We start from the raw sequence: 22,019 nt of genomic DNA, 5'->3' as shown, positions 1-22,019 counted from the left end.
ACGTTTATTCATTCTCATGATCGGCTTGATCCTTTTTATCGCCGTCATGGGGTTCACCTTGCGCCGCAGCGGCTTGACGTGGCCCGAACGCTTCGTTAACGACGCGTTCGGGACCGCGCAAAGCGCGCTGTATCGGCCGGTCGGAGCGGTCGCGGGCTTTTTCCGCGACCTCGGCCGGCTTTCCGACGTCTACAAGGAGAACGAGGAACTGCGCCGTACGGTGGCCATGTACACGCAGGATCAGGTACGTTATAACGCGATCGCGAGCGAAAACGAGCGTTACAAGAAGGATCTGGAATTCAAGCAGCGGCAAGAGCAATTATTCAATTATAAGCAGGTCATCTCGCAGGTGATCGCGAGCGGCTCCAATCCGTACGACAAGACGATCAAGATCGATCAGGGCTCCCACGACGGCGTCAAGGCCGGGATGGCGGTCGTCACCGTCGACGGTCTCGTCGGCTTGGTTAGCAAGGTGTCCGAGTTCACGTCGACGGTCATGCCGATTACCGAGCTGGATTCCACGACGCCGGACACGATCCAGATCTCCGCGACCATATCGGGCAAGGAGCAGCAGGTATTCGGCATCGTCGATTACGACAAGGAAAACGGCGTCATGCGCATGAGCAAAATCGACGAAAACGCGAACGTGGCCGAAGGCGACATCGTCGTCACGTCCGGCAAGGGCGGCGTATTGCCAAAAGGCCTGATCATCGGCAAAGTGCTGACCAACCAGGTCGGCGATTTCGGCCTCACGCATACGGCGACGATCCAGCCGGCCGCCCAATTTGACCATCTATACGAAGTATTCGTCGTCATGACGCCGGATCCGGATCAGCCATGACGAGGATTCGTCTGAACCGCGCCATCGTAGCTACGCTCATTTTGCTGCTGATTCAGTCGTCGGTCCTGCCCTGGCTCGTTCCGTCAGCCTGGAGCGGCCGGCTGCTGCTGCATCTTCCGTTCGTCATGACGGTTTTCGTCGCGCTGCTGGGCGGACGTCATCGCGCTTTTTTGTTCGGCCTCGGGTTCGGTTTGCTCGAGGATATGCTATTTTACGGCCATATGATCGGCGCGTACGCCTTCGGCATGGCGCTGATCGGTTATCTCATCGGGCTTGCCTTCGAGCGCAAGCTGAGCACGCTGGCATTCGTCTTGCTCTTGACAGGCATAGGAAGCGGTTTGCTCGACATGCTCGTCTATTTCGTATATAAGCTGTTCTCCTTGACGCATCTGAGCGCCAGCTTCGTCTTCTACTGGCAGGTGCTGCCGACGCTCCTGCTGCACATGCTGGTCGCCTTGGCGCTGTACCTGCCATCGCGACGCTTCCTGGTCCGGCAAGTCGTATCGCAGTCGGAGGCAGCCGAAGGCAATTGAACTTCGCGCCGGACGCAGAGCGAGGCGGACAGGCAGGAATTCGGACATTCTTGCCCGAATTGGTTAGCAGTAGGAGGGACGAGGCGTGAATGTCAAATCGCTAGTGACGATCAAAGGGGTCAAGGACGGGCTGGTGTTTCTGCTCGACGACGCCTGCGAGCTTGAAGCGCTGATCGACGAGCTCGAAGCTAAGCTGGAGAAGCATGAGCAGCAGCTCGCCGGGCCGATCGTGCACATTCAGATCAAGCTGGGAGCCCGACAGCTCCCGGAAGAGGACAAGGAGCGCATCCGCTCGATTATCCGCAAGCAAGGCAATTTCGTCGTTCAATCGATCGAGAGCGATCCGCTGCCCGTAGGTCCGGCCGACTACAGTTCTTATAAGGTTGAGACGGTCACGGGCATGGTCCGTTCGGGTCAGACGCTCGAGCACGAAGGGCATCTGCTGCTGCTTGGAGACGTCAACCCCGGCGGAGCCGTCCGGAGCACGGGCGATATTTATATAATGGGCGCGCTGCGCGGCGTCGCGCATGCCGGCTGCGCGGGCCATGCGGAGGCGATCATCGCGGCGTCGCTCATGAAGCCGACGCAGCTTCGCATCTCCGACGTCATCAGCCGGCCGCCTGACGAATGGGCAAGCGGCGAGTCGTGGATGGAGTACGCGTATCTAAAAGACGGCGCCATGCAGATCGACAAGATGGCGCATCTGCATCATATCCGCAATCGAGCCTTGCAGGCCAAAGGAGTGTAGTACGATGGGTGAAGCGATAGTCGTGACGTCGGGCAAGGGCGGCGTCGGCAAGACGACGACATCCGCAAATGTCGGCACGGCCCTGGCGCTCATGGGCAAAAAGGTATGCATGGTCGATACCGACATCGGCCTCCGCAATCTCGACGTCGTGATGGGTCTCGAAAACCGGATCATATACGATTTGATCGACGTGGCGGAAGGACGCTGCCGGCTGAATCAGGCGCTCGTGAAGGACAAGCGCTTCGATGAGCTGTACATGCTGCCGGCCGCGCAGACCAAGGACAAAAACGACATTTCGCCCGATCAGGTGCGCAAAATCGTAGAAGAATTAAAGCCCGACTTCGATTATGTCATCATCGACTGTCCGGCGGGGATCGAGCAGGGCTTCCGCAATGCGATCGCCGGCGCCGATCATGCCATCGTCGTGACGACGCCGGAAAACGCGGCTGTTCGCGACGCCGACCGGGTCATCGGCCTGCTTGAAAAAACGAACATCTCCCAGCCCAAGCTCGTCATCAACCGGATTCGTCCGAACCTGTTGAAGAGCGGAGACATGCTGGAGGTCGACGACATCATTCAGGTGCTGGCGATCGATTTGATCGGCATCGTGCCGGACGACGAGGACGTCATCAAGGCAGCCAATCAAGGCGAGCCGACCGTCATGAATCCGAACTCCCGGGCCGCGATGGCCTATCGCAACGTCGCACGCCGCATTCTCGGCGAGACGGTGCCGCTTATGCATCTGGACGAAAAGGCCGGCGTGCTGCGGCGCATGCGCAAGTTTCTCGGAATGGGTTGATCTGAATTGCTTAACCGACTTAAAAAAATCGATCTGATCATGCTGCTGTGCCTGTTCGGCTTCATGGCGATCAGCGCGCTGCTCGTCCGAAGCGCGACGAGTATCGATGCCGGATATTCCGGCAAGCCGATGCAGCAAATCGTATTTTACGCGATCGGGTTCGTGCTCATTCTACTGACGACCTTATTCAATTACCGGCTTCTGCTCAAAACGTGGTTCGTCTGGTATGGGATCGGCCTCGTCATGCTCGTCGCGGTGTATTTGCTGGCAGCTCCGATCAACGGTGCCAAGAGCTGGTTCCAGCTGCCCGGCGGCATGCTGTTCCAGCCCGCGGAGATCGTGAAGATTTTCCTGATTATAGCCGTCGCATGGCTGATGGGCAGGCGGCAGGGAGACCCGCTCTCCATGCGCAAGGACGTGCTGCTTATCGCGGCGGTGTCTTTCGTACCGTTTATACTCGTCATGATTCAGCCTGACCTTGGAAATGCCACCATCTACGTGTTTATCGTGCTCGGCATGCTCTGGATCGGCAACGTGCGTTACACGTACGTTCTTATCGGCCTTGGCGCCGTCGTAGGCGGTTTGGTGCTGTTCGTTACGTTGTTTAATTCTTACAATACGGAGATCAAGACGTATCTGAACGACCATTCCAAAGGGCATTGGTACGAACGGATTAACACTTATATTCATCCCGACGAAGCGTCCGACGACGCGAGGCGGCAGACCGAGTACGCCAAGATTGCGATCGGATCGGGCGGACTGGCCGGAGACGGTTATATGCAAGGCGAGTCCAAAAATCGCAAGTTTATCCCGTACACGTATTCGGACTCGATCTTCGTGGTCGTCGGGGAGGAATTCGGTTTTCAAGGCGCCGCGGTGTTGCTGCTCCTGTACTTCGTCTTTATTTACCGGATGATTATAATCGCTTATCAGTGCATCGACATCAAAGGCTCGTTCATTATTATCGGAATCGCTTCGATGCTGGTGTTTCAAATTTTCCAGAACGTCGGCATGATGATCGGACTGATGCCGCTGACGGGCATTACGCTGCCGTTCGTCAGTTATGGCGGCACCTCGCTCTTGCTCAACATGCTGTCCATCGGACTTGTATTCAGCATCAGGGCGCATCAGGACAAGTACACGATTGAAGAATAGTTTGGTCTTCGCCATGCAGCCGTCCCAAGCCGTCTAATCCAAGACGCCGGGGCGGTTGTTTGCGTTCGGCGAGGTCTATTCCTTGTCCTGCAGCCATAAGGTGTTAGAAGTAGAGGACAAGGAGGGCTCGGCATGGCGAAGAAACCGGACAGGCGGGAGGCGGAACGGACGGGCAGAGCCGCGGGGGACGCGGGTCCCGGAGGCGGAGCGCCGTCGGCGCCCTATGCGTACAGGCCGTATTCGCCGGAGGAGCTGGAGTCCGATCCCGAGCTGTGGTGGAAGGAACGGCAGAGGCAGCTGCGGATGAGCGCGGCGTGGAGTCCGATCGTTAAAACGAGAAAGCGCGCCGAAACCGACGGGATCGCAGCGGGCGCCGGATCGGCCGGCAGCCTGCGCATCGGCGGTGAGAAGACGCTGGGAGACCTTCCGGCTGCAGGCGCCGGTATCGGACACGACCGGAATGCCCGAACCGTCTTTTCTGCCGGAGGAATCGCGGGCGCTTCGAACATGCATGGGGGCGGCGGTATCGCAGGCGAAACAGCAGTAGGAGCCGTAGGCGGAACGATTGGAGGCTCTATGAGCGGAAATGCCGGCAGCGTCTCCGGCGGCGCAGGCTTATACGGAGGGAGTATACCGATCGCGCCTTGGTACAACGAGCCCGCGGGTCCTGGCGCGGGACGGCCTCCCGGCCGGAGCTACGACGATCGCGGAATGCTTGCGAGGCTGCGACGGGGATTCGTCAGGCGGGCGGCCGTCGCCCTGCTGCTCTACGGCGCCGCCTGGGGCTGGCTCAACTGGGATCTGCCGGGCCGCGGCGAAGCCGAGGCGTGGATGACGCTCGCGGTGACCCAGGACATGGATTTCTCCGCCGCCGAAGCCTGGTACGGCCGCGTATTCGGCGATTCGCCGTCCTTCTTGCCCGTTTTCCGCCATGGAACCAACGATGCGGAGGAAGTGACCGCGGAGTGGGACGGCCAAGCGACGGTCGTCCCGGTTCAAGGCCGCGTTGCGGAGAATTTTAAGCAAAACGGCAGCGGCGTCAGGATCGAGGCCGCTCCGGGGAGCGCGGTGAACGCCGTTCATAGCGGCAGAGTCATCCAGGTTACGTCCTCGTCCCAGGGGGACGCGACCGTGCTCGTGCAGCATGCGGGGCGGATCGTGACCGTCTACGGGGGCGTAAGCGCGGCGTCGGTTCGCGCGGACGACTGGGTCGAGGCCGGAGGCAAGCTGGGCGCGCTAGGTCCGGCTGCGGACGGCGCAGGCGTACGCTCCCTCTATTTTGCGATTCGCCTGGGCGACAAGCCGCTCGATCCGCAGGAAGTGATTCCTTTTGATTAAACTCGGGGGAATCGTCTTCAGGTTCCACCCGCTCTTCGTGCTCCTCATGCTGCTCTCCGTGCTCACCGGCCGCTTCCAGGAGATGATCGCCCTCTTTTTTATCGTTTTGCTGCACGAGCTTGCCCATCTCTGGACTGCGCTTCGCTTCGGGTGGAAGGTCCGCGAGGTCAAGCTGCTGCCGTTCGGGGGCGTCGTCGAAACGGAGGAAGCGGGCTCCGTGCCGGTGCGGGAGGAGGCGCTCGTCGCCGCGGCGGGGCCTGCTTTTAATGCGCTGCTGTCTTTGGCGGCTTGGGGGCTGGGCCAAGCCGGACTTATCGACCGGCTCTGGGCCGAGGATTTCGCCAGGGCGAGCGGCTTGATCGCAGCGTTCAATTTGTTGCCGGTACTGCCGCTGGACGGCGGCCGGCTGCTGCAGTGCTGGTTTTGTCTGCATTTCCCCTATCATCGCACGCTTATATGGAGCGCCCGGATCAGCCTGTTGTTCAGCGGGGCTGTCGTCCTCGGCGCCATGTCCCCGCCGCTTTATGGCGGACTCGTGCATCTTAACTTGCTGGCAATCGGCTTGTTTTTGTTCGCTTCGAATTGGACTTATATGCGCAACCTGCCGTTCGTCTTCCTGCGTTTTCTCGTTCGCCGGGCGGAGCGCTCCTCGAGCCGGATCGATGCGGGGACGCTGGCGCAGCCGATCGTCGTATCGCGTCATCGCCAGCTTTCCCACGTCGTCCGATTGCTCATGAAGGAGCGCTACCATCTCGTCTATATGATGGATCACGGAAAAATCTCGCGCGTCCTGCCCGAGGGACAGGTCATCGACGGCTTTTTGGGCAGCTTGACGGAAGGGAATGCGGATTTTCGTTTTTTCATGTAGAATGGGTTAAAACGGCTGTCGTCCGCAGCCCGGCAGCGCTTGCTCCGGGAAATGCGGGACCGTTCGCCCAGGAGGTAGGCATGAAGCAGCTCTTCGTTCACTGCACGCGCAACGTGACCCAGTCGTCGCTTCTCGAAGACGGCGTGCTGACCGAATTCAGCGTCGAGCGCTCGGAAGGCACCTCTCTGGTCGGGAATATTTATTTGGGACGCGTCGTTAATGTCCTGCCCGGCATGCAGGCGGCGTTCGTCGACATCGGGCTCCCCAAAAACGCCTTCCTGTACGTGGACGACGTGCTTCATCCCCATCTGGACCGTCAGCCGAAGACCAAGCCTTCCATCGCCGAGCTTCTGAAGCCGGGCGACAGGCGCGTCGTACAGATTATGAAGGAGCCGCTCGGAGGCAAAGGCGCGCGGATCACGACGCACTATTCGCTGCCGGGCCGTTGTCTTGTGTATATGCCGCACGCCGATTACGTTGGCGTATCCAAAAAGATCGAGCAGGAGCACGAGCGCGCCAGGCTCAAGGGACTCGCCGAGGAGCTGCGGGAGACGGGAGAAGGGCTTATTCTGCGGACCAACGCGGAAGGCGAATCGCGGGAATCGCTCGCGCGGGATCTGGAGGGGCTCCGCAACGTGTGGCGCCACATTTCGGAGCGGGGAGCGGGAGCCGAGGCGCCCGCGGAGCTTCACCGCGACTTCGGGCTCGTGCAGCGGACGGTGAGGGATGTCTTCAAGCCCGATATGGAGGCGCTGATCGTCGACGACGAGCGCGCTTACCGCGATGCGCGGGCTTATCTGCGTCAAGCGGCGCCGCATCTCGAGCATCGCGTCAGGCTCCATGCCGAAGCGGCGCCGTTGTACGAGCATTATGGGATCAAGTCGCAGATCGACCGGGCTTTCCAGCGGCGCGTGACGCTTGGCAGCGGCGGGTATCTGGTTATCGACCATACGGAGGCGTTGACCGTCATCGACGTCAATACCGGCAGGTACACGGGGGCGATCGACCTTGAAGAGACCGTCTTTCAGACGAATCTCGAAGCTGCCGCAGAGATCGCTCGATTGCTTCGCCTGCGCGACATCGGAGGCATCGTCATCGTCGATTTTATCGATATGACCGACGAGGAGCATCGCAGACGGGTGGTCGATCGGATCGAGGACACGATGCGGCTGGACCGGACCAAATGCCAGGTCGTAGGCTGGACAAGGCTGGGCTTGCTCGAGATTACGAGAAAGAAAACCCGCGCCGATCTGATGAGCTACTTTTACGAGACGTGTATCGCCTGCAAAGGAACCGGCAGAACGTACGTGCGTTGAAGTCCGTTACAAACAGGTTGCCACAGGCGACTGCTTGTGATAGAATACTCTAGTGCGTGCAATGGGCTCCTGTCAATTGCAAGCTACAACCGCACTCCAAAGGGTATCGAAGACCGGACGCTCAAGCGGCCGGCACCCCATGAGGCGAGTCTTAGAATGAGGGAGGTGCACACATGTACGCGATTATCGAGACTGGCGGCAAGCAATACAAGGTTCAAGCCGGCGACGTCATCTTCGTGGAGAAGCTCTCCGCAGGCGAAGGCGACAGCGTTACGTTTGACAAGGTTCTGGCCGTATCCAGCGACAAGGGCTTCGTTACCGGAGCTCCGCTTCTGTCCGGCGCTAGCGTGACGGGCAAGGTTGAGAAGCACGTCAAGGGCGAGAAGATCATCGTCTTCCACTATAAACCGAAGAAGAACGAACGCAAGAAGCAAGGCCATCGCCAACCGTACACCAAGGTGACGATCGAGAGCATCCAGGCTTAAGAGGCGCAGGATGATCAAGATCGACATTCGCCGCGACGAGCGGCAGCGGATCATGTCCTTCGCAGTATCCGGGCATGCGGGATACGACGATCCGGGTAAGGATATCGTATGCGCGGGCGTGTCGGCCGTCACGGTCGGCGCTGTCAACGCCATCGAGCGCCTGACCGGCATCGTGCCGAAGGCTAAGGTGAAGTCGGGCTTTCTCTCCGCGGATATGCCTCCCGAGGGCGTCGATTCCGACCGCGCCCAGCTTCTGCTGGAAGGGATGGTCGTCGCGCTCGAGGACATCGCGGAGGAATACGCGAAGCACGTTCGGATCAAGCAATAATTATGCACAGAAGGAGGTTGACACCATGTTGAAGCTCAATCTTCAGCTCTTCGCATCCAAGAAGGGCGTAGGTTCCACGAAGAACGGACGCGATAGCCAATCCAAGCGTCTGGGCGCGAAGCGCGCTGACGGCCAAGCCGTTACGGGCGGCACGATCCTCGTTCGCCAACGCGGCACGAAGATCCACCCGGGCAACAACGTCGGCATCGGCAAGGACGACACGCTGTTCGCTCTTGTCGAAGGCGTCGTGAAGTTCGAGCGCTGGGGACGCGATCGCAAGAAAGTTAGCGTCTATCCGGCTCCGGTGGCGCCAGTCGCCGCCGCACTTGAATAATCGACATCCAGAACCCCGGCCGCGCGTAGTGGCCGGGGTTTTTGCGTAGACGGACACGAATACGGCTTCTGCCATTTACAAGGCAGCCTGCGTCGGCTGTATCCAAAGCGGGGAAAAGTAATGATGCCTGGACAAAAAACCTACGGCTTAATGCTTGCTGCCGCGACGCTCCTGATCCCGGCTTGCGCGGTCGTAGCGTGGCGGGATCAATGGTGGCCGGTCGTACTGTTTCTCGTTTGGGCGGTCGCTGCGGCCTTGGTCGCAGGCATCATCTGTCGGCGCGCCTTGAGGCGCGAAACGGACAGGCTGGTGGAGCGCGCCTCGCGAGACATCGTCAAGTCGCGCCAAGATCTCGTCGGCACGCTGAGCCACCATCGACACGATTGGATGAACGAGCTGCAGATTTTATACGGCTACCTGCGCATGCAAAAAATCGATAAGGCGATCGCGGTCGTGGACAGAATAAAGGAAGAAATGGAGCGAGACAGCCGCATATCGCGGCTCGGCAGCCCGGAGCTGTCCGCATATCTGCTCTCCTTTCGAACATTCTGCGATACGATGACGCTCGATGCCCGGGTCGACGAGAGCCTGCAGGCGTCTTGCGTCGCGTCGGCGGGCCCGGAGCGCGTCTCCCGGGCGGCCATTAGCCTCATCAATGCTTACCGGATACGTGCTTCGGCCGTAACGGCCGAAGAAAACAAGCTCCATATCGCCTTCTTGGAGGCGAGCGGCGAGCTGCGTATCGCAACATCGTACGAAGGCGGCTGGTCCGCCTGGAGCAGCCTGCGCGAGGACGTGTCGCAGTCGCTGCCGGACGGTGCGCGGTTATCCGCATCTGCTGACGGAGACGGGGAAGAAGGCGCACGCAAGCTGACGGTCGTCGTGCCGATCGAGTGAACGCATTTTCAGATTGCCTGCTCATCGAAGCGGAAACGAGAGTGATCACAACATGTTTGTAGACAAGGCAAAAATATACGTTAAAGGCGGGGACGGCGGCGACGGGCTCGTCGCGTTCCGCAGGGAGCTGTACGTACCCGAAGGCGGACCCGCGGGCGGGGACGGCGGAGATGGCGGCGACGTCGTGTTCAAGGTCGACGAAGGACTCCGTACGCTCATGGACTTCAGGTACCAAAAACACTTCAAGGCCACGCGGGGAGAAAAGGGACGCAACAAGTCCCAGCACGGCGCCAATGCGGACGACATGATCGTACGCGTGCCTCCCGGCACGATCGTCTTTGACGACGACACCGGCGAGATGATCGCCGACCTGACGCAGCACGGCCAGGCCGTCGTCATCGCGAAAGGCGGCCGCGGCGGCCGCGGCAATACGCGCTTCAAGAGCTCCGTCAACACTGCGCCGGCCATCGCCGAAAACGGAGAAGAAGGCAAGGAGCGTTGGGTGACGCTGGAGCTGAAGGTTATGGCGGACGTCGGCCTCGTCGGATTTCCGAGCGTCGGCAAATCGACGCTTCTGTCGGTCGTATCGGGCGCGCGTCCGAAGATCGGCGCGTATCACTTCACGACGCTGACGCCGAATCTCGGCGTCGTCGAACTCGGCGACGAGAACAGCTTCGTCATGGCGGATCTCCCCGGACTGATCGAAGGCGCGCATGCGGGCGTCGGGCTTGGCCACGAGTTTCTGCGGCACGTTGAGCGGACCCGCGTCATCGTGCATGTCGTGGATATGTCCGGCCTCGAGGGACGCGATCCTTTTGAAGACTGGGTCAAGATCAACGAAGAGCTCAAGCTCTACAATCTCAAGCTGACCGAGCGTCCGCAGATCGTCGCGGCGAACAAGATGGACATGCCCGAATCCGAAGAGAACCTGGCGGCGTTCAAGGCCAAGCTCGCGGAAGTTCGTTCCGATATCGAAGTGTATCCGATCTCGTCGCTCACGCGAGCCGGCGTGCCGGAGCTGCTGTACAAGACGGCCGAAGTGCTTGCAACGGCACCGGATCCGACGGAGCTGGCCGCGCAGGAGGCAAGGGAAGCAGAAGAGGCCGAAGGCGTCGTGTACCGGCTGGAGCACCGCGAGGAAGTGCACGACTATACGATCACGCGGGAAAACGACACGTTCATCGTCGAAGGCGAATCGATCGAGCGCCTGCTGAGGCGGACGCAGTTCGGCTCGTACGAAGCGGTCATGCGCTTCGCGCGCATCATGCGCAAGATCGGGCTTGACGCGGATCTTCGCAAGCGCGGAGCCAAAAACGGCAACGTCATCCGGATCGGCGAATTCGAGTTCGAGTTTTTCGAAGGCGGCGAGCAAGAGTATTTGTACGAAGACGAATAAGCGCTTGGCGTCCACTCGAACAGCGCTTGGCACGGAGTCTTATCGCCAGCCGGCGTTCGCGCGGCGGGAGATAAGGCTTTTTTTAATGCCATTCGACTATTGCCGCCCCGGTGCCGATCGGATATAATGTCCACTATACACAAACATGCGTCTTTCCTAGGAGGACGGGGAATGGCGGAGCAATATTACGCGGTCCGAGAGGACCTGCTGCCCGAAGGCATGCGCAGGGCCGAGCAGGCGAAGGCGATGCTGCGGCGCGGCGAAGCGGCTACGATTAACGAAGCGGCCGAGCGGGCGGGCATTAGCCGCAGTGCTTTTTACAAGTACAAAGACGGCGTATATGCGCTCGACCAGGCTGCCCGGGAGTCGATCGCGACGCTGTCGATCGATCTGGAGCATCGGTCGGGCATTCTGTCGAGGATGCTGGCGCTGCTTGCGGACAGCGGAGGCAACGTGCTTACGATCACGCAGTCCATCCCGCTGCAAGGCTTGGCGAACGTCGTCGTAACGATCGATGCGGCGCAAATGACGGGCGGCATCGGCGAATTGGTCGAGCGGCTAAAGGCGCTGGACGGCGTTCGGCGTGCGTCCGTCGTCGGCCGCAGTTAACGAAAGCGGTGCGGTCCATGCGTAATAAGAGCTCGCAGAGCATGAAGCGGAGGAGAAAAGCTATGAAGCCGGTAAAAGTTGGATTGATGGGATTGGGCACCGTAGGCACCGGCGTCGTCCGGATCGTGGAGGGCCATCAGGCGGATCTGCAGAGCCAGGTCGCCTCGCCGATCGAGATCGCGAAGATTCTGGTCAAGGACGCGTCCAAGGCGCGCAGCGTGGCCATCGATACTTCGAAGCTGACCGAAGATCCGTGGGAGCTCGTGCGCGACGAGGAGATCGACATTATCGTCGAGGTCATGGGCGGCGTAGGCGCCACCAAGGAGCTGCTGCTCGAGGCGCTTGAGCGGGGCAAGCATATCGTCACGGCGAACAAGGACCTAATGGCGCTGCACGGCCAGGAGATTCTGGCCAAGGCCAAGGAGAAGGGCTGCGACGTATTTTACGAAGCGAGCGTGGCTGGCGGCATTCCGATTATCCGGACGCTAATCGAAGGCTTCTCTTCGGACCGGATCACGAAGATCATGGGCATCGTCAACGGGACGACCAACTATATCTTGACCAAGATGAGCCAAGAGGGCGCCGACTATCAGGACGTTCTGAAGGAAGCGCAGGCACTCGGTTATGCGGAGGCCGATCCGACGTCCGACGTCGAAGGGCTCGACGCCGCGCGCAAGATGACGATCCTGTCGACGCTGGGCTTCCGCGCGAACGTGGCGCTTGAGGACGTGGACGTGCGCGGCATCAGCGCCGTTACGCAAGAGGACATTCGCTACGCGCATCAGCTGGGCTGCGAGATCAAGCTGCTCGGCATCGCCGAGCGCCAGGACGATTACATCAGCGTCAGCGTGCAGCCGACGCTCGTGCGCCGCAGCCACCCGATCGCCTCCGTGAACGGCGTATTCAACGCGGTCTACGTGCACGGCGAAGCGGTCGGCGAGACGATGTTCTACGGACCCGGCGCCGGCGAGATGCCGACGGCGACGTCCATCGTGGCCGATCTCGTGGCCGTCGTCAAGAACATGAAGCTCGGCGTCAACGGACGTCAAGCCTCCCTTTCGTACAAGGAAAAGAAGCTCAAGACCGACGAGCAGATCGCTTCGAAGTACTTTATGCTATTGCATGTCGAAGACCGGGCCGGCGTTTTGATGCAGATCGCCCAGGTTTTCTCGAAATACGATGTCAGCATCGAATCCGTCATGCAGCCCGTCACGCCGGACCAGCAGGGCGCGCAGCTGATTATTTCCACGCATGCGGCAGACAAGGCTTCGATGAAGGCCGTGCAAAAGGCGTTCGAAGAGCTGCCTGCGGTCAAGACGATCAAAAGCGTCTATCGCGTCGAAGGATAATGAGCGGCTTTGCGGCAGTGAATCTGGAGAGGGGTAAGAAATACAATGACGGATAAGGCAACACGTCCCGCGGCCGACCGCGTCGTCGTTCGCGTACCCGCCAGCACCGCGAATCTCGGACCGGGCTTCGACAGCTTGGGCATGGCGCTGTCGCTTTACGCCTGGGTCGACCTGGCGCCGGCGGAGCGGACGGTCGTCACGCTGCACGGCGATCATCTAGAAGGCGTCGCGCGGGATAAGAGCAATCTGATCTACGAGGTCGCGCAGTCGGTATTCGCCAGAGCCGGCGTCGAGCTTCCTGAGCTGGCGATCGGCATCCGCAGCGACATTCCGCTGACGCGCGGTCTCGGGAGCAGCGCATCCGCGATCGTCGGCGCGCTCGTAGCGGCGAATGCGTTGATCGGCGAGCCGCTGACCCAGGACGATCTGTTCCAGATGGCGACCGCCCTTGAGAGGCATCCGGACAATGTCGGCGCTTCGATCTACGGCGGCATGATCGCAGCGGCATGGGACGGGCAGCGGGCCGCAGCGGTTCGATTCGACCCGCCCGCAGCTTTGCGCTTCCTTGCGGCGATCCCGGCCTTCGAGCTGGCGACCAAGTCCGCTCGCGGCGTGCTGCCCCGGCAGGTGGCGCGGGAAGACGCGGTATTCAACGTGGCGCACAGCTCGTTGTTGACGGCTGCGCTCGCAACGGGCAGGCTCGACGTGCTGCGCCATGCCTTGCGGGACAAGCTGCACCAACCTTACCGGGCGCCGCTTATTCCAGGCATGGAGCGCGTGCTGCGCGAGGCGCCGGAGCGCGGGGCGCTCGGCGCGGTGTTGTCCGGCGCCGGGCCTACGCTGCTCGCGCTCGCCGAAGCCGATGCGGACGCACAAGGGCTCGAGACTTTCGTTCGCGAGGCGCTGGCGGAGGCCGGGGTTCAAGCGGAGCTGAGATGGCTTGTTCCCGATCTGAGCGGACCGTCGGTTCGCCTCTTGCAAACGGGCGATACGGATTTCCGCGCGGCGCCTGACGCCGTGCTGCCGTCCCCGATGGGAACGGAGGTGCGGCCATGAATCGCTTACCGAGCGCGGCGGTGCTCCCGAAGGGGACGTTTTCCGACGAGGCGGCCCGCTATTTTTTCCGCGACCGCGAGGTCGATCTTCGCTATCACAAGTTGATCGCGGACGTTTTCAAGTCGACGGCCGGCGACGCGACGGACTGGAGCGTCATCCCGATCGAAAATACGATCGACGGCTCCGTCAGCCTCCACACGGATTGGCTCGTTCACGAAGTCGAACTGCCGATCCGGGCGGAGTGGGTATTTCCTGCCGTACAGAATCTGGTCGGTCGCCTTGACGAACTGGCCGCGGTCGGTCAGGGAGAGCAGGAATCGGCGAGGGCTTGGGATCCCGCCAAGATCGTCAAGATTTTCAGCCATCCGGTAGCGATGGCACAATGCTACGAGTTCATCCGTGCGCATATCCCGCATGCGGAGCTCGAGACGCTTTCGAGCACGGCCGAAGCGATCCGCACCGTGCACGACAATCCGGGGCGCGGATGGGCGGCGATCGGCACGCGCACGGCAGCGGCGGATTACGGATTGGACCTGCTGCAGGAGGCCGTGACCGACCACGACAACAACTACACTCGTTTTCTGCTCGTCGGTCATCGCGTGTACGAATCGGCTGCGGCGCCGAAGCACAAGACGAGCATTCTCATCACGCTGCCCGAGGATTATCCCGGCGCGCTGCATCAAGTGCTATCGGCGTTTTCGTGGCGTAAGATCAACTTGTCGCGTATCGAGTCGCGTCCGACGAAGAAGAAGCTGGGCAGCTACTACTTCTGGATCGACATCGAAATGTCGCTGGACACGGTTCTCCTGCCGGCGGCCATCGCAGAGATCGAGGCGATCGGCTGTCAGGTCCGCATTCTCGGCTCTTATCCCAGTTTCCCATTCGAAGGTTGAACATTTCCGGAGGTGTCCTGAGGCATGTCTGAGCAATGGATTTATTTGAACGGGCAATATGTGAAAAAAGAAGACGCCAAGATTTCGGTGTACGACCACGGCTTCCTCTATGGCGACGGCATTTTTGAAGGCATCCGCATCTACGGCGGCAATATATTCAGATGCCGGGAACACCTGGAGCGTCTCTACGATTCGGCCAAGTCGATCATGCTGAACATTCCGCTCAGCATGACGCAGATGGAAGACGCGCTCTGCGAGACGATCCGGCGGAACGGCCTGCAGGACGGCTATATTCGACTCATCGTCTCCCGCGGACCCGGCAATCTCGGGCTCGATCCGCTCCGTTGTCCGGAAGCGTTCGTCGTCATCATCGTAGAGCAGCTCGCGATCTATCCGGAGGAGGCATACCGGGACGGCCTGCGCTCGGTATCGGTCAGTCCGCGCCGCAATCTGCCGGACGCGCTCAATCCGAAGATCAAATCGCTGAACTACCTGAACAACATTCTCGTGAAAATCCAGGCGAACCTGGCGGGCGTCGGCGAAGCGATCATGCTCAACTCGCAAGGTTACGTGGCCGAGGGTTCGAGCGACAATATTTTTATCGTGAAAAGAGGCGCCGTCTACACGCCGCCGTGTTATATCGGCGCGCTCGAGGGCATCACCCGGGGCGCCATCATCGGGCTGTGCGCGAAGCTCGGGCTGCCGCTGCGCGAGGAGCCGTTTACGCTGCATGACGTCTATACGGCCGACGAAGTGTTTTTTACGGGGACGGCCGCCGAAGTCATCGCGGTGCGCGAGGTGGACGGACGCATCATCGGCGAAGGCCGCGCAGGGCCTCTGACCAGCCGGCTGCTGGACGAATTCCGCAAGATCGTTACAGTCGAAGGTGTCAAAGTATATGGATAAGTCGATCAAGAGACGGCGCTCGCGATGCGGGCGGCCGTTTTTTTAGTTACGGAAGCGACGAGGGTGTCGGGGAGTGCTGTAAGCGAGAAAGTGGGGTATTGGAAAGAGCCGTCGCTTTAAGCGAGAAAACCATCCATGCCGGAGAGACTAGAGTCGGATCTTGCTGTAAGTGACGAAAGCGCCGGGTCTTGCTGTAAGTGACGAAAGCTCGGAGCTTTACGGATGGTTGGCGGTCCCCAAAAGCTGCATTTGTGCAGGTATTTTCTATCGGCTCGTGCTATTTAGAGAAATTCCTGCAAATGTGCAGGTAAATGCAAAGCACAAGCTGAAAATCTGTCTGATCTAGGAAATAACTGCGCTTTTGCAGTTATTCTGTGCAAAAGGTTCGAAATCGGCAAAAAAGGATGTATATTTGCAGGAATTGCGGCGTCAATACGGCGCTGACGGCGATAAGCCGGCCCGTCGGAACGGCTGTTGGGCGAGCGCTGATAGGCATTCCGGGCGACGCCGGTTCGAATTCCACTGAAAATTTCCAATTGCGGAGCGAAACAGCATAAGTAATGCAAAAACGAGCCTGCTGAATCGCTTCTAAGGCTCGTTTCGCGTTCAAGGAGACATTGATATTTTAGTCCTCGCCAGAATCTATCATTTCTGAAGTTAGCCGTTACTTTGTAGCCTCCAATCCTTCCCTCATTTTTATTCTTGCTCATCGTCAGGATGCATTTACATATGCTTACAAAAGTGATATCATAATAATATAAAAATAAAATCAAAGTGAATGGGAGAGGCCGCTATGAAGGAAAAACGCGCTTGGCATATGAATGGATTTTTGGCTTTGCTGTTATGTCTGGCCTCGCTGGCAGGCGGTATCGCGCTAATGGTCATTGGAGGCGATCAAGCGGAGCCCGAGGGAGGTTTAATCGGTCTCGGCATCGCGCTGCTGCTGCTCGCCATGGTCATCCTAAGCTCGCTGACGATCGTACAGCCGAACCAGGCCAAGGTCATCACCTTTTTCGGAAGCTATATCGGCACGGTATCGCGCAGCGGTCTATGGATGGTGCTTCCGTTTACCGTCAAGAGACGAGTGTCGCTCAAGGTTCGCAACTTCACGAGCAATACCCTGAAAGTTAACGACGCGGAGGGCAATCCGATCGAGATCGGCGCCGTGGTCGTATTCCGCGTATCGGATACGGCCAAAGCGGTGTTCGACGTGGACGATTACGAACGGTTCGTGGAGCTGACGAGCGAGACGTCGATCCGGCACACGGCGGCCAAGTATGCTTACGACACGTTTACCGACGAGCCGGGCCAATCGCTGCGGGGCAATTCGGACGAGGTGGCTTCGGAATTGTCGGCCGAGCTGCAGAACAGGCTTCACGTTGCGGGCATCGAAGTGCTCGAGACCCGGCTGACCCACCTGGCCTATGCGCCGGAGATCGCCAGCGCCATGCTGCAGCGCCAGCAGGCCATCGCCATAATCGCTGCGCGGGCGAAGATCGTCGAAGGCGCCGTCTTTATGGTGGATGCGGCGCTGCGGCAGCTTGTAGAAAACGGGATCGAGCTCGACGCGGAGCGGCGCGCGGCGATGATCAACAATCTGATGGTCGCGATCGTGTCCGACCGTGCGGCGACGCCGGTCATCAACACGGGCACGCTGTACGGCTAAGGCTGCGCGGCGATGTCGTCCAAACCGAAGAAGGCCTATCCCCTTCGACTCGATCCCGAGATTTATGCCGCGCTCGAACGATGGGCGGCGGATGAATTCCGCAGCGTCAACGCGCACATGGAGTATCTGCTGCGGGAGGCGCTCCGCAAATCGGGCCGGCTGAAGAGCCGCCCCGAACCGCCGACGGAGTCGGACCAATCCTAGCGACGATAGTGGCCGGCGATCGCCGGCGCGCGAATAGGCGAACCGGAGCGATGCGTTCCGGTTCGCCTATGTTTTTTTGCCGAAGGGATGTCAAATGCCCAGCTCCTGCATAGGATGTAAGGATTGCGCGGGGGCGGCAGCCTGCACGCGAGAGTTCAGCCACCGGGAGGGAACCGAGTGAAGATCCATATCGCCAAAAGCGGTGACACGCTGTACAACTTGGCTAAGAAATACGGCTTGTCTCTTGACGAGCTGATCGCTGCCAACACGGACATCGCGAATCCGGACGAGATCGAGGTAGGCGCCAAGATACGCATACCCAAGCCGGGCCAAAAGCAGTACGAGATCGCTCAGGATTATACGATCCAGCAGGGCGATACGATGTGGAAGCTGTCGAAAACGTACCAAGTGCCATTGGCGGACCTGATCGCGGCCAATCCGCAGATCGTCAATCCGAGCGCGCTTTTGACGGGCCAAGTCGTGCACATTCCGAAGCTGCCTACCCAAGGCACGGGCGCATCGGAAGAAATGCAGCAACATCACCAACATCATGGCAAGCCGGAAACGGGCGCTATGCCTGCCGCCGGAGGAAAGCCGAACACGGCGGTCATGCCCGGTTCTATGGAAAAGCCCAGCACGGCAGTTCTGCCCGGCGCGACGGAGAAGCCAAGCACGGCTGTCATGCCTGCCGTGACCGAAAAGCCCAGCACGGCACCCGTGCCGGTCGTGCAGCCGCCGCAAGTCATGGCTCCGATCGTAGTCCAGATGCCCGAGCCCCCGCCGCCGGCGCCGACTGTGCATGAGCAATATCCGGTCTACATGACCACGTATCAGCAAACGTCTGACCTGTTCCTGCAAATGCCGCAGCCTGCCGTTGAAGCATCGACGGCGCCGGTCGGGTACGGTCACACGAGTTACGGGCACGGGCACGAAACGGTGTCCCCAGCCGCAACGGGACCAGCCGCGAATCAGGGATACGGCTACGGTCAAAGCCACAACGCCTTCGTCAGTCCCGCGACTTCCATGCCCTACAATTTTGGCGACGTCAGCCCTGCGACTGCCAAGCCGAATAGTTACAGCGCCGTTAGTCCGGCGAGCGCAATGCCGAATAGCTACAGCGCAGTCGGACCGGCGAGCGTCATGCCTAATAGTTATGGCGCGGTAAGTCCCGCCGCCGTACAAGGTTATAACGGTTACGGTACCGCCGTTTCCCCTGCGAGCATGCAGCCGTATGCCGGCGTGCCTTGCGGAGGCGGCATCGGACCGCTCGTGGGAGGCATACCCGCGTATCCGGGCCAGATCGGCGGACTTGAAGGGGGGATCCCCGGGCAAATCGGAGGCCTTGAGGGCGGCATTCCTGGCCAGCTTGGCGGGATTGAAGGCGGCATTCCGGGCAATCTGGGCGGCTTGAGCGGCGGTCTTCCCGGCAATCTGGGCGGACTCGAAGGCGGCATCACGGGGCACCTCGGTGGCCTCGAGGGCGGCATTCCCGGCCAGCTTGGCGGCATTGAAGGCGGCATACAGGGTAATCTGGGCGGCTTGAGCGGCGGTCTCCCCGGCTATCTGGGCGGACTCGAGGGAGGCATCCCGGGTCATCTGGGAGGACTCGGCGGCATGCAGACCGGATGGGGCCAGGCGCCATGCCATCCGTGCGCAGGAACGCCAGTCTCCCCTGCTGCGGCGATATCTCCGGTACACACGTCCGGTTACGGTTACCCGAGCGGCGTCATGCCGGTTCACACTGCCGTATCTCCCGTTTCAACGGGCTATGCCCCCAATGCTGTCTCACCGGGCGCGGTATCGCCGGCTGCCGTCGGTCCTGCCGCGAGTCCTTACGGCTATGGCTACGATCCGCGGTTCGCGCTGACGGCCGGCTACGGCGCGCAGCCGTTCGCGACCGAATACTCGCTGCCTTACCGGGACGGCTTCGGCTTCGTCCAGTATCCGCTGGCCGGCGGCGCCATCGACGCGGCCAACAAGGATCTGGCGTATGCAACGGCGGGGAGCGATGCGGAAAACGATGAGGAAAGCGACCGTTTCGCGGACGAAGGCGATTCGGAAATTGAAGCCAAGCCGAAAATCGGCGTCGCCAAGACGGCCCGTTCATCCGCTCAGCGGCAAGGAACGGCGAGTTCCGGCACGGGATCGGCCAAGCGCGTAGCGTCTTCCTCGGCCGGCAAAAATCAGGCGCGCGTAGCGTCCGCCCCCAAGAGCCGGAAGAGCCTTCCTTGGATCAAGTGGTAAGCCTTGATGCATAACCCGACGAGCCCGGGATCACAATAGGGTTAAAACGGAAAAGAAGGGATCCCGGTGCTCGGAAATCGGATTCGCCATTGGAAGAAGCGATTAAAGCGCAACAAGCGTCTGGCATGGTCCCTCGGAATATGGGCTGCCGCCGTATTGACGGCGGCAGCGGCGCTGGCCGCAGTCCAGCCCCGTTTCGAGCGCGCGGAGCGTCAAGACGGCGCCATGATGGACGCCGAGGCCGTATGGCTTGACAAGCGGTCTTCGCTCCTGTCGTTTGAAGGCCCCGATTCGGAACGGGGGCGGGCCATCTCCGCGCTCGCCGGCCTCGAAGGCAAAGTCGAGGTTGTGCTGCAACGCATGTACGTATGCGGAGAGGAGATCCGGCGGCTCGGATCGTTCTCTTCGACGGAAGCGATGGACTTGCTCAAGGCCCATCGGGAATGGACGGCGACGCTCCAGGACGCGGACAGGCTCGTCATGCGGGAATCGGTCGACGACCTTTCGGCGTCCTGCAAGGCATCGGCGCGAATCGGTCTGGACAGGGGCGGCAATCTCTCTTTGTTCGACGGACCCGTGAAAAAAGACAAGGTCATCCGGACTTTTTTTCACATGGACGTCAAGGCGCTGGAGAGCGGATTGTCGTCCGAGGAGCTGCGAAGACTGCAGGAGGGCTTGCCTGTAGGCGAAGGAAACGACTATCACCAAGTCGTGAGCCGTCTCGGCGAATACGCGGACAAACCGGTAAACACCGGCAACGCGGCCGAATAGCCAGGCTGCCGGCAGGCGGCAGCCACGAAGCGCTGGAGCGTTCGCTCGAGCGCTTTTTTATTGTGTTGGCCGGCTGTTCGGCTTTCTGTTCTCATCCCCGTTTTCAAATGGTATAATCAAGTAGTCTGTCAGTAGATACAGGAAGCGGGGAACCCTCATGCGGGTACTCGGGATCGACCCCGGCATTGCAATTATGGGATTCGGATTCATCGACAAGATCGGACATCGTCTCGTACCGGTACAGTACGGGAGCATCCAGACGACGCCGGACACGGCGCAGGAGGTCAGGCTTCAGCAGATCTACGAATCTTCCTGCAAGCTTCTGGACCAATACCAGCCGGAGACAGTCGCGGTCGAAAAGCTATTTTTCAACAAAAACGTAACGAACGCATTCAGCGTCGGCCAAGCGAGAGGCGTACTGATGCTGGCGGCCGCGCAGCGCGGCATTCCGATCGGCGAGTACACGCCGATGCAGGTCAAGCAGTCGGTCGTCGGATACGGCGGCGCGGAGAAGAAGCAGGTCCAGGAGATGGTGAAGCGCCTGCTCGGACTCGCGACCGCGCCCAAGCCGGACGACGTGGCGGACGCGCTGGCCGTCGCGATCTGCCATGCGCATGCGAGCGGCATGAGTCAATTGATGAACGGAGCGACGCGGCGGTGATCGATTATTTAAAAGGTTTTGTGGCGCATATCGAGCTCGAATACGTCGTGCTCGACGTGCGGGACGTCGGATACAGAGTGTTCACGCCCAATCCGTACGGCTTGGCGAGAAGCGAGGAGCAAGTGCAGCTCTACATTCACCATCACGTTCGTGAGGACGCGATCCAGCTGTTCGGTTTCACGACGCGTGAGGAACAGAGCCTTTTTCGCAAGCTGCTCGAGGTATCGGGCATCGGGCCGCGCGTGGCGCTGGGCGTGTTGGCGGGAGGGCGGCCGGAGTCGGTCGTCGCGGCGATCCAGCAGGAGAATCTGACATTTTTGACGAAGCTGCCGGGCATCGGGAAAAAGACGGCGCAGCGCATGGTGCTCGACTTGAAGGATAAGCTTGGTTTTTCATACGATGCGGCGGGCCTCGGTTTGTTTGCGACGGAGCCCGTCTCGCTGCCGGACGACGGCCATGCGTCGTGGTCGGCGGCGAGAGAGGCGCTCGCGGGCCTAGGCTATCGGGATGCGGAGCTGGACAAGGCCTGGATGGCGCTCAAGGACAGGATCAAGGCCGAGGACTCGCCGGACGTGCTTATGAAGCTCGCGCTTCAGCAGTTATTTACCGGTTGAGGAGCGGA

Annotated in this window: 24 protein-coding genes and 1 other annotated feature; all 24 genes read left to right on the top strand. The window is 60.4% G+C overall.

The window, feature by feature from the left end:
- Positions 1-16 precede the first annotated feature (16 nt).
- The 24 genes from mreC (at position 17) to ruvA (ending at position 22,011) form a co-directional block, all read left to right on the top strand.
- Positions 17-841 carry a rod shape-determining protein MreC gene (gene mreC, locus ACFOTD_RS03585; protein ID WP_378115816.1) on the top strand — a complete coding sequence of 275 codons (825 nt, stop codon included), beginning with the start codon at positions 17-19 and terminating at the stop codon, positions 839-841.
- On the top strand, positions 838-1,374 hold the full coding sequence (gene mreD / locus ACFOTD_RS03580; protein ID WP_378115814.1) for a rod shape-determining protein MreD: 537 nt from the start codon (positions 838-840) through the stop codon (positions 1,372-1,374). Before mreC ends, mreD begins: the two co-directional genes overlap by 4 nt.
- Before the next feature lie 85 nt (positions 1,375-1,459).
- A complete protein-coding gene (locus ACFOTD_RS03575) occupies positions 1,460-2,122 on the top strand; it encodes a septum site-determining protein MinC (protein WP_378115812.1) in 663 nt (220 codons plus the stop codon).
- Positions 2,123-2,126: 4 nt separating this feature from the next.
- The gene (gene minD / locus ACFOTD_RS03570) at positions 2,127-2,921 is read left to right on the top strand and encodes a septum site-determining protein MinD (protein WP_378115811.1); all 795 of its coding nucleotides are present in this window, start codon (positions 2,127-2,129) and stop codon (positions 2,919-2,921) included.
- Between the two features lie 6 nt (positions 2,922-2,927).
- Positions 2,928-4,076: an FtsW/RodA/SpoVE family cell cycle protein gene (locus ACFOTD_RS03565; protein WP_378115809.1), complete on the top strand. Its 1,149-nt coding sequence runs from the start codon at positions 2,928-2,930 to the stop codon at positions 4,074-4,076.
- A gap of 132 nt (positions 4,077-4,208) precedes the next feature.
- Positions 4,209-5,414 (top strand): peptidoglycan DD-metalloendopeptidase family protein, encoded by a 1,206-nt coding sequence (locus tag ACFOTD_RS03560; protein ID WP_378115807.1) that lies wholly within the window; start codon positions 4,209-4,211, stop codon positions 5,412-5,414.
- On the top strand, positions 5,407-6,282 hold the full coding sequence (locus ACFOTD_RS03555; protein ID WP_378115805.1) for a M50 family metallopeptidase: 876 nt from the start codon (positions 5,407-5,409) through the stop codon (positions 6,280-6,282). Before ACFOTD_RS03560 ends, ACFOTD_RS03555 begins: the two co-directional genes overlap by 8 nt.
- An 80-nt stretch (positions 6,283-6,362) precedes the next feature.
- Positions 6,363-7,598 carry an Rne/Rng family ribonuclease gene (locus ACFOTD_RS03550; RefSeq protein ID WP_378115803.1) on the top strand — a complete coding sequence of 412 codons (1,236 nt, stop codon included), beginning with the start codon at positions 6,363-6,365 and terminating at the stop codon, positions 7,596-7,598.
- A 77-nt stretch (positions 7,599-7,675) separates the two neighbouring features.
- Positions 7,676-7,760 (top strand) — a sequence feature (ribosomal protein L21 leader region).
- An 11-nt stretch (positions 7,761-7,771) separates the two neighbouring features.
- The gene (gene rplU / locus ACFOTD_RS03545) at positions 7,772-8,083 is read left to right on the top strand and encodes a 50S ribosomal protein L21 (protein WP_090115596.1); all 312 of its coding nucleotides are present in this window, start codon (positions 7,772-7,774) and stop codon (positions 8,081-8,083) included.
- Between the two features lie 10 nt (positions 8,084-8,093).
- Complete coding sequence (locus ACFOTD_RS03540) at positions 8,094-8,411, top strand: ribosomal-processing cysteine protease Prp (protein WP_378115800.1); 318 nt, start codon at positions 8,094-8,096, stop codon at positions 8,409-8,411.
- A 25-nt stretch (positions 8,412-8,436) separates the two neighbouring features.
- Positions 8,437-8,745, top strand: a complete 309-nt coding sequence (gene rpmA / locus ACFOTD_RS03535; protein ID WP_090115598.1) for a 50S ribosomal protein L27 — start codon at positions 8,437-8,439, stop codon at positions 8,743-8,745.
- A gap of 123 nt (positions 8,746-8,868) precedes the next feature.
- On the top strand, positions 8,869-9,642 hold the full coding sequence (locus ACFOTD_RS03530; RefSeq protein ID WP_378115798.1) for a Spo0B domain-containing protein: 774 nt from the start codon (positions 8,869-8,871) through the stop codon (positions 9,640-9,642).
- A 52-nt stretch (positions 9,643-9,694) separates the two neighbouring features.
- Positions 9,695-11,038 (top strand): GTPase ObgE, encoded by a 1,344-nt coding sequence (gene obgE, locus ACFOTD_RS03525; protein WP_378115796.1) that lies wholly within the window; start codon positions 9,695-9,697, stop codon positions 11,036-11,038.
- Between the two features lie 171 nt (positions 11,039-11,209).
- Positions 11,210-11,647, top strand: a complete 438-nt coding sequence (locus ACFOTD_RS03520) for an ACT domain-containing protein (RefSeq protein WP_378115794.1) — start codon at positions 11,210-11,212, stop codon at positions 11,645-11,647.
- A 62-nt stretch (positions 11,648-11,709) separates the two neighbouring features.
- Positions 11,710-12,996, top strand: a complete 1,287-nt coding sequence (locus tag ACFOTD_RS03515; RefSeq protein ID WP_378115792.1) for a homoserine dehydrogenase — start codon at positions 11,710-11,712, stop codon at positions 12,994-12,996.
- A 45-nt stretch (positions 12,997-13,041) separates the two neighbouring features.
- Positions 13,042-14,052 (top strand): homoserine kinase, encoded by a 1,011-nt coding sequence (gene thrB, locus ACFOTD_RS03510; protein WP_378115790.1) that lies wholly within the window; start codon positions 13,042-13,044, stop codon positions 14,050-14,052.
- Positions 14,049-14,945 carry a prephenate dehydratase gene (gene pheA, locus ACFOTD_RS03505; protein WP_378115788.1) on the top strand — a complete coding sequence of 299 codons (897 nt, stop codon included), beginning with the start codon at positions 14,049-14,051 and terminating at the stop codon, positions 14,943-14,945. The genes thrB and pheA overlap by 4 nt, the downstream gene beginning before the upstream one ends.
- Before the next feature lie 24 nt (positions 14,946-14,969).
- Positions 14,970-15,851 carry a branched-chain-amino-acid transaminase gene (gene ilvE / locus ACFOTD_RS03500; protein WP_378115786.1) on the top strand — a complete coding sequence of 294 codons (882 nt, stop codon included), beginning with the start codon at positions 14,970-14,972 and terminating at the stop codon, positions 15,849-15,851.
- Between the two features lie 793 nt (positions 15,852-16,644).
- Positions 16,645-17,517 carry an SPFH domain-containing protein gene (locus ACFOTD_RS03495; protein ID WP_378115785.1) on the top strand — a complete coding sequence of 291 codons (873 nt, stop codon included), beginning with the start codon at positions 16,645-16,647 and terminating at the stop codon, positions 17,515-17,517.
- Between the two features lie 12 nt (positions 17,518-17,529).
- A complete protein-coding gene (locus ACFOTD_RS03490; protein WP_378115783.1) occupies positions 17,530-17,721 on the top strand; it encodes a type II toxin-antitoxin system antitoxin in 192 nt (63 codons plus the stop codon).
- Between the two features lie 177 nt (positions 17,722-17,898).
- Positions 17,899-19,965 (top strand): LysM peptidoglycan-binding domain-containing protein, encoded by a 2,067-nt coding sequence (locus tag ACFOTD_RS03485; RefSeq protein WP_378115781.1) that lies wholly within the window; start codon positions 17,899-17,901, stop codon positions 19,963-19,965.
- 66 nt (positions 19,966-20,031) lie between these two features.
- Positions 20,032-20,736, top strand: coding sequence for a BofC C-terminal domain-containing protein (locus tag ACFOTD_RS03480; RefSeq protein WP_378115779.1), 705 nt, complete (start codon positions 20,032-20,034; stop codon positions 20,734-20,736).
- Positions 20,737-20,893: 157 nt separating this feature from the next.
- Positions 20,894-21,397: a crossover junction endodeoxyribonuclease RuvC gene (gene ruvC, locus ACFOTD_RS03475; protein ID WP_378115777.1), complete on the top strand. Its 504-nt coding sequence runs from the start codon at positions 20,894-20,896 to the stop codon at positions 21,395-21,397.
- Positions 21,394-22,011 (top strand): Holliday junction branch migration protein RuvA, encoded by a 618-nt coding sequence (gene ruvA, locus ACFOTD_RS03470; protein WP_378115775.1) that lies wholly within the window; start codon positions 21,394-21,396, stop codon positions 22,009-22,011. Before ruvC ends, ruvA begins: the two co-directional genes overlap by 4 nt.
- Positions 22,012-22,019: the final 8 nt, after the last annotated feature.

It is taken from the genome of Cohnella sp. GCM10012308, assembly GCF_042649185.1.
GTDB lineage: Bacteria > Bacillota > Bacilli > Paenibacillales > Paenibacillaceae > Cohnella.
This window is presented reverse-complemented; position numbering and strand designations above follow the sequence as displayed.

Coding starts and splice junctions, on each gene's coding strand:
- mreC (WP_378115816.1), top strand. CDS start 17: ATGATCGGCTTGATCCTTTTTATCGCCGTCATGGGGTTCACCTTGCGC.
- mreD (WP_378115814.1), top strand. CDS start 838: ATGACGAGGATTCGTCTGAACCGCGCCATCGTAGCTACGCTCATTTTG.
- minD (WP_378115811.1), top strand. CDS start 2,127: ATGGGTGAAGCGATAGTCGTGACGTCGGGCAAGGGCGGCGTCGGCAAG.
- ACFOTD_RS03560 (WP_378115807.1), top strand. CDS start 4,209: ATGGCGAAGAAACCGGACAGGCGGGAGGCGGAACGGACGGGCAGAGCC.
- ACFOTD_RS03550 (WP_378115803.1), top strand. CDS start 6,363: ATGAAGCAGCTCTTCGTTCACTGCACGCGCAACGTGACCCAGTCGTCG.
- rplU (WP_090115596.1), top strand. CDS start 7,772: ATGTACGCGATTATCGAGACTGGCGGCAAGCAATACAAGGTTCAAGCC.
- ACFOTD_RS03540 (WP_378115800.1), top strand. CDS start 8,094: ATGATCAAGATCGACATTCGCCGCGACGAGCGGCAGCGGATCATGTCC.
- rpmA (WP_090115598.1), top strand. CDS start 8,437: ATGTTGAAGCTCAATCTTCAGCTCTTCGCATCCAAGAAGGGCGTAGGT.
- ACFOTD_RS03530 (WP_378115798.1), top strand. CDS start 8,869: ATGCCTGGACAAAAAACCTACGGCTTAATGCTTGCTGCCGCGACGCTC.
- obgE (WP_378115796.1), top strand. CDS start 9,695: ATGTTTGTAGACAAGGCAAAAATATACGTTAAAGGCGGGGACGGCGGC.
- ACFOTD_RS03520 (WP_378115794.1), top strand. CDS start 11,210: ATGGCGGAGCAATATTACGCGGTCCGAGAGGACCTGCTGCCCGAAGGC.
- ACFOTD_RS03515 (WP_378115792.1), top strand. CDS start 11,710: ATGAAGCCGGTAAAAGTTGGATTGATGGGATTGGGCACCGTAGGCACC.
- thrB (WP_378115790.1), top strand. CDS start 13,042: ATGACGGATAAGGCAACACGTCCCGCGGCCGACCGCGTCGTCGTTCGC.
- pheA (WP_378115788.1), top strand. CDS start 14,049: ATGAATCGCTTACCGAGCGCGGCGGTGCTCCCGAAGGGGACGTTTTCC.
- ilvE (WP_378115786.1), top strand. CDS start 14,970: ATGTCTGAGCAATGGATTTATTTGAACGGGCAATATGTGAAAAAAGAA.
- ACFOTD_RS03495 (WP_378115785.1), top strand. CDS start 16,645: ATGAAGGAAAAACGCGCTTGGCATATGAATGGATTTTTGGCTTTGCTG.
- ACFOTD_RS03490 (WP_378115783.1), top strand. CDS start 17,530: ATGTCGTCCAAACCGAAGAAGGCCTATCCCCTTCGACTCGATCCCGAG.
- ruvC (WP_378115777.1), top strand. CDS start 20,894: ATGCGGGTACTCGGGATCGACCCCGGCATTGCAATTATGGGATTCGGA.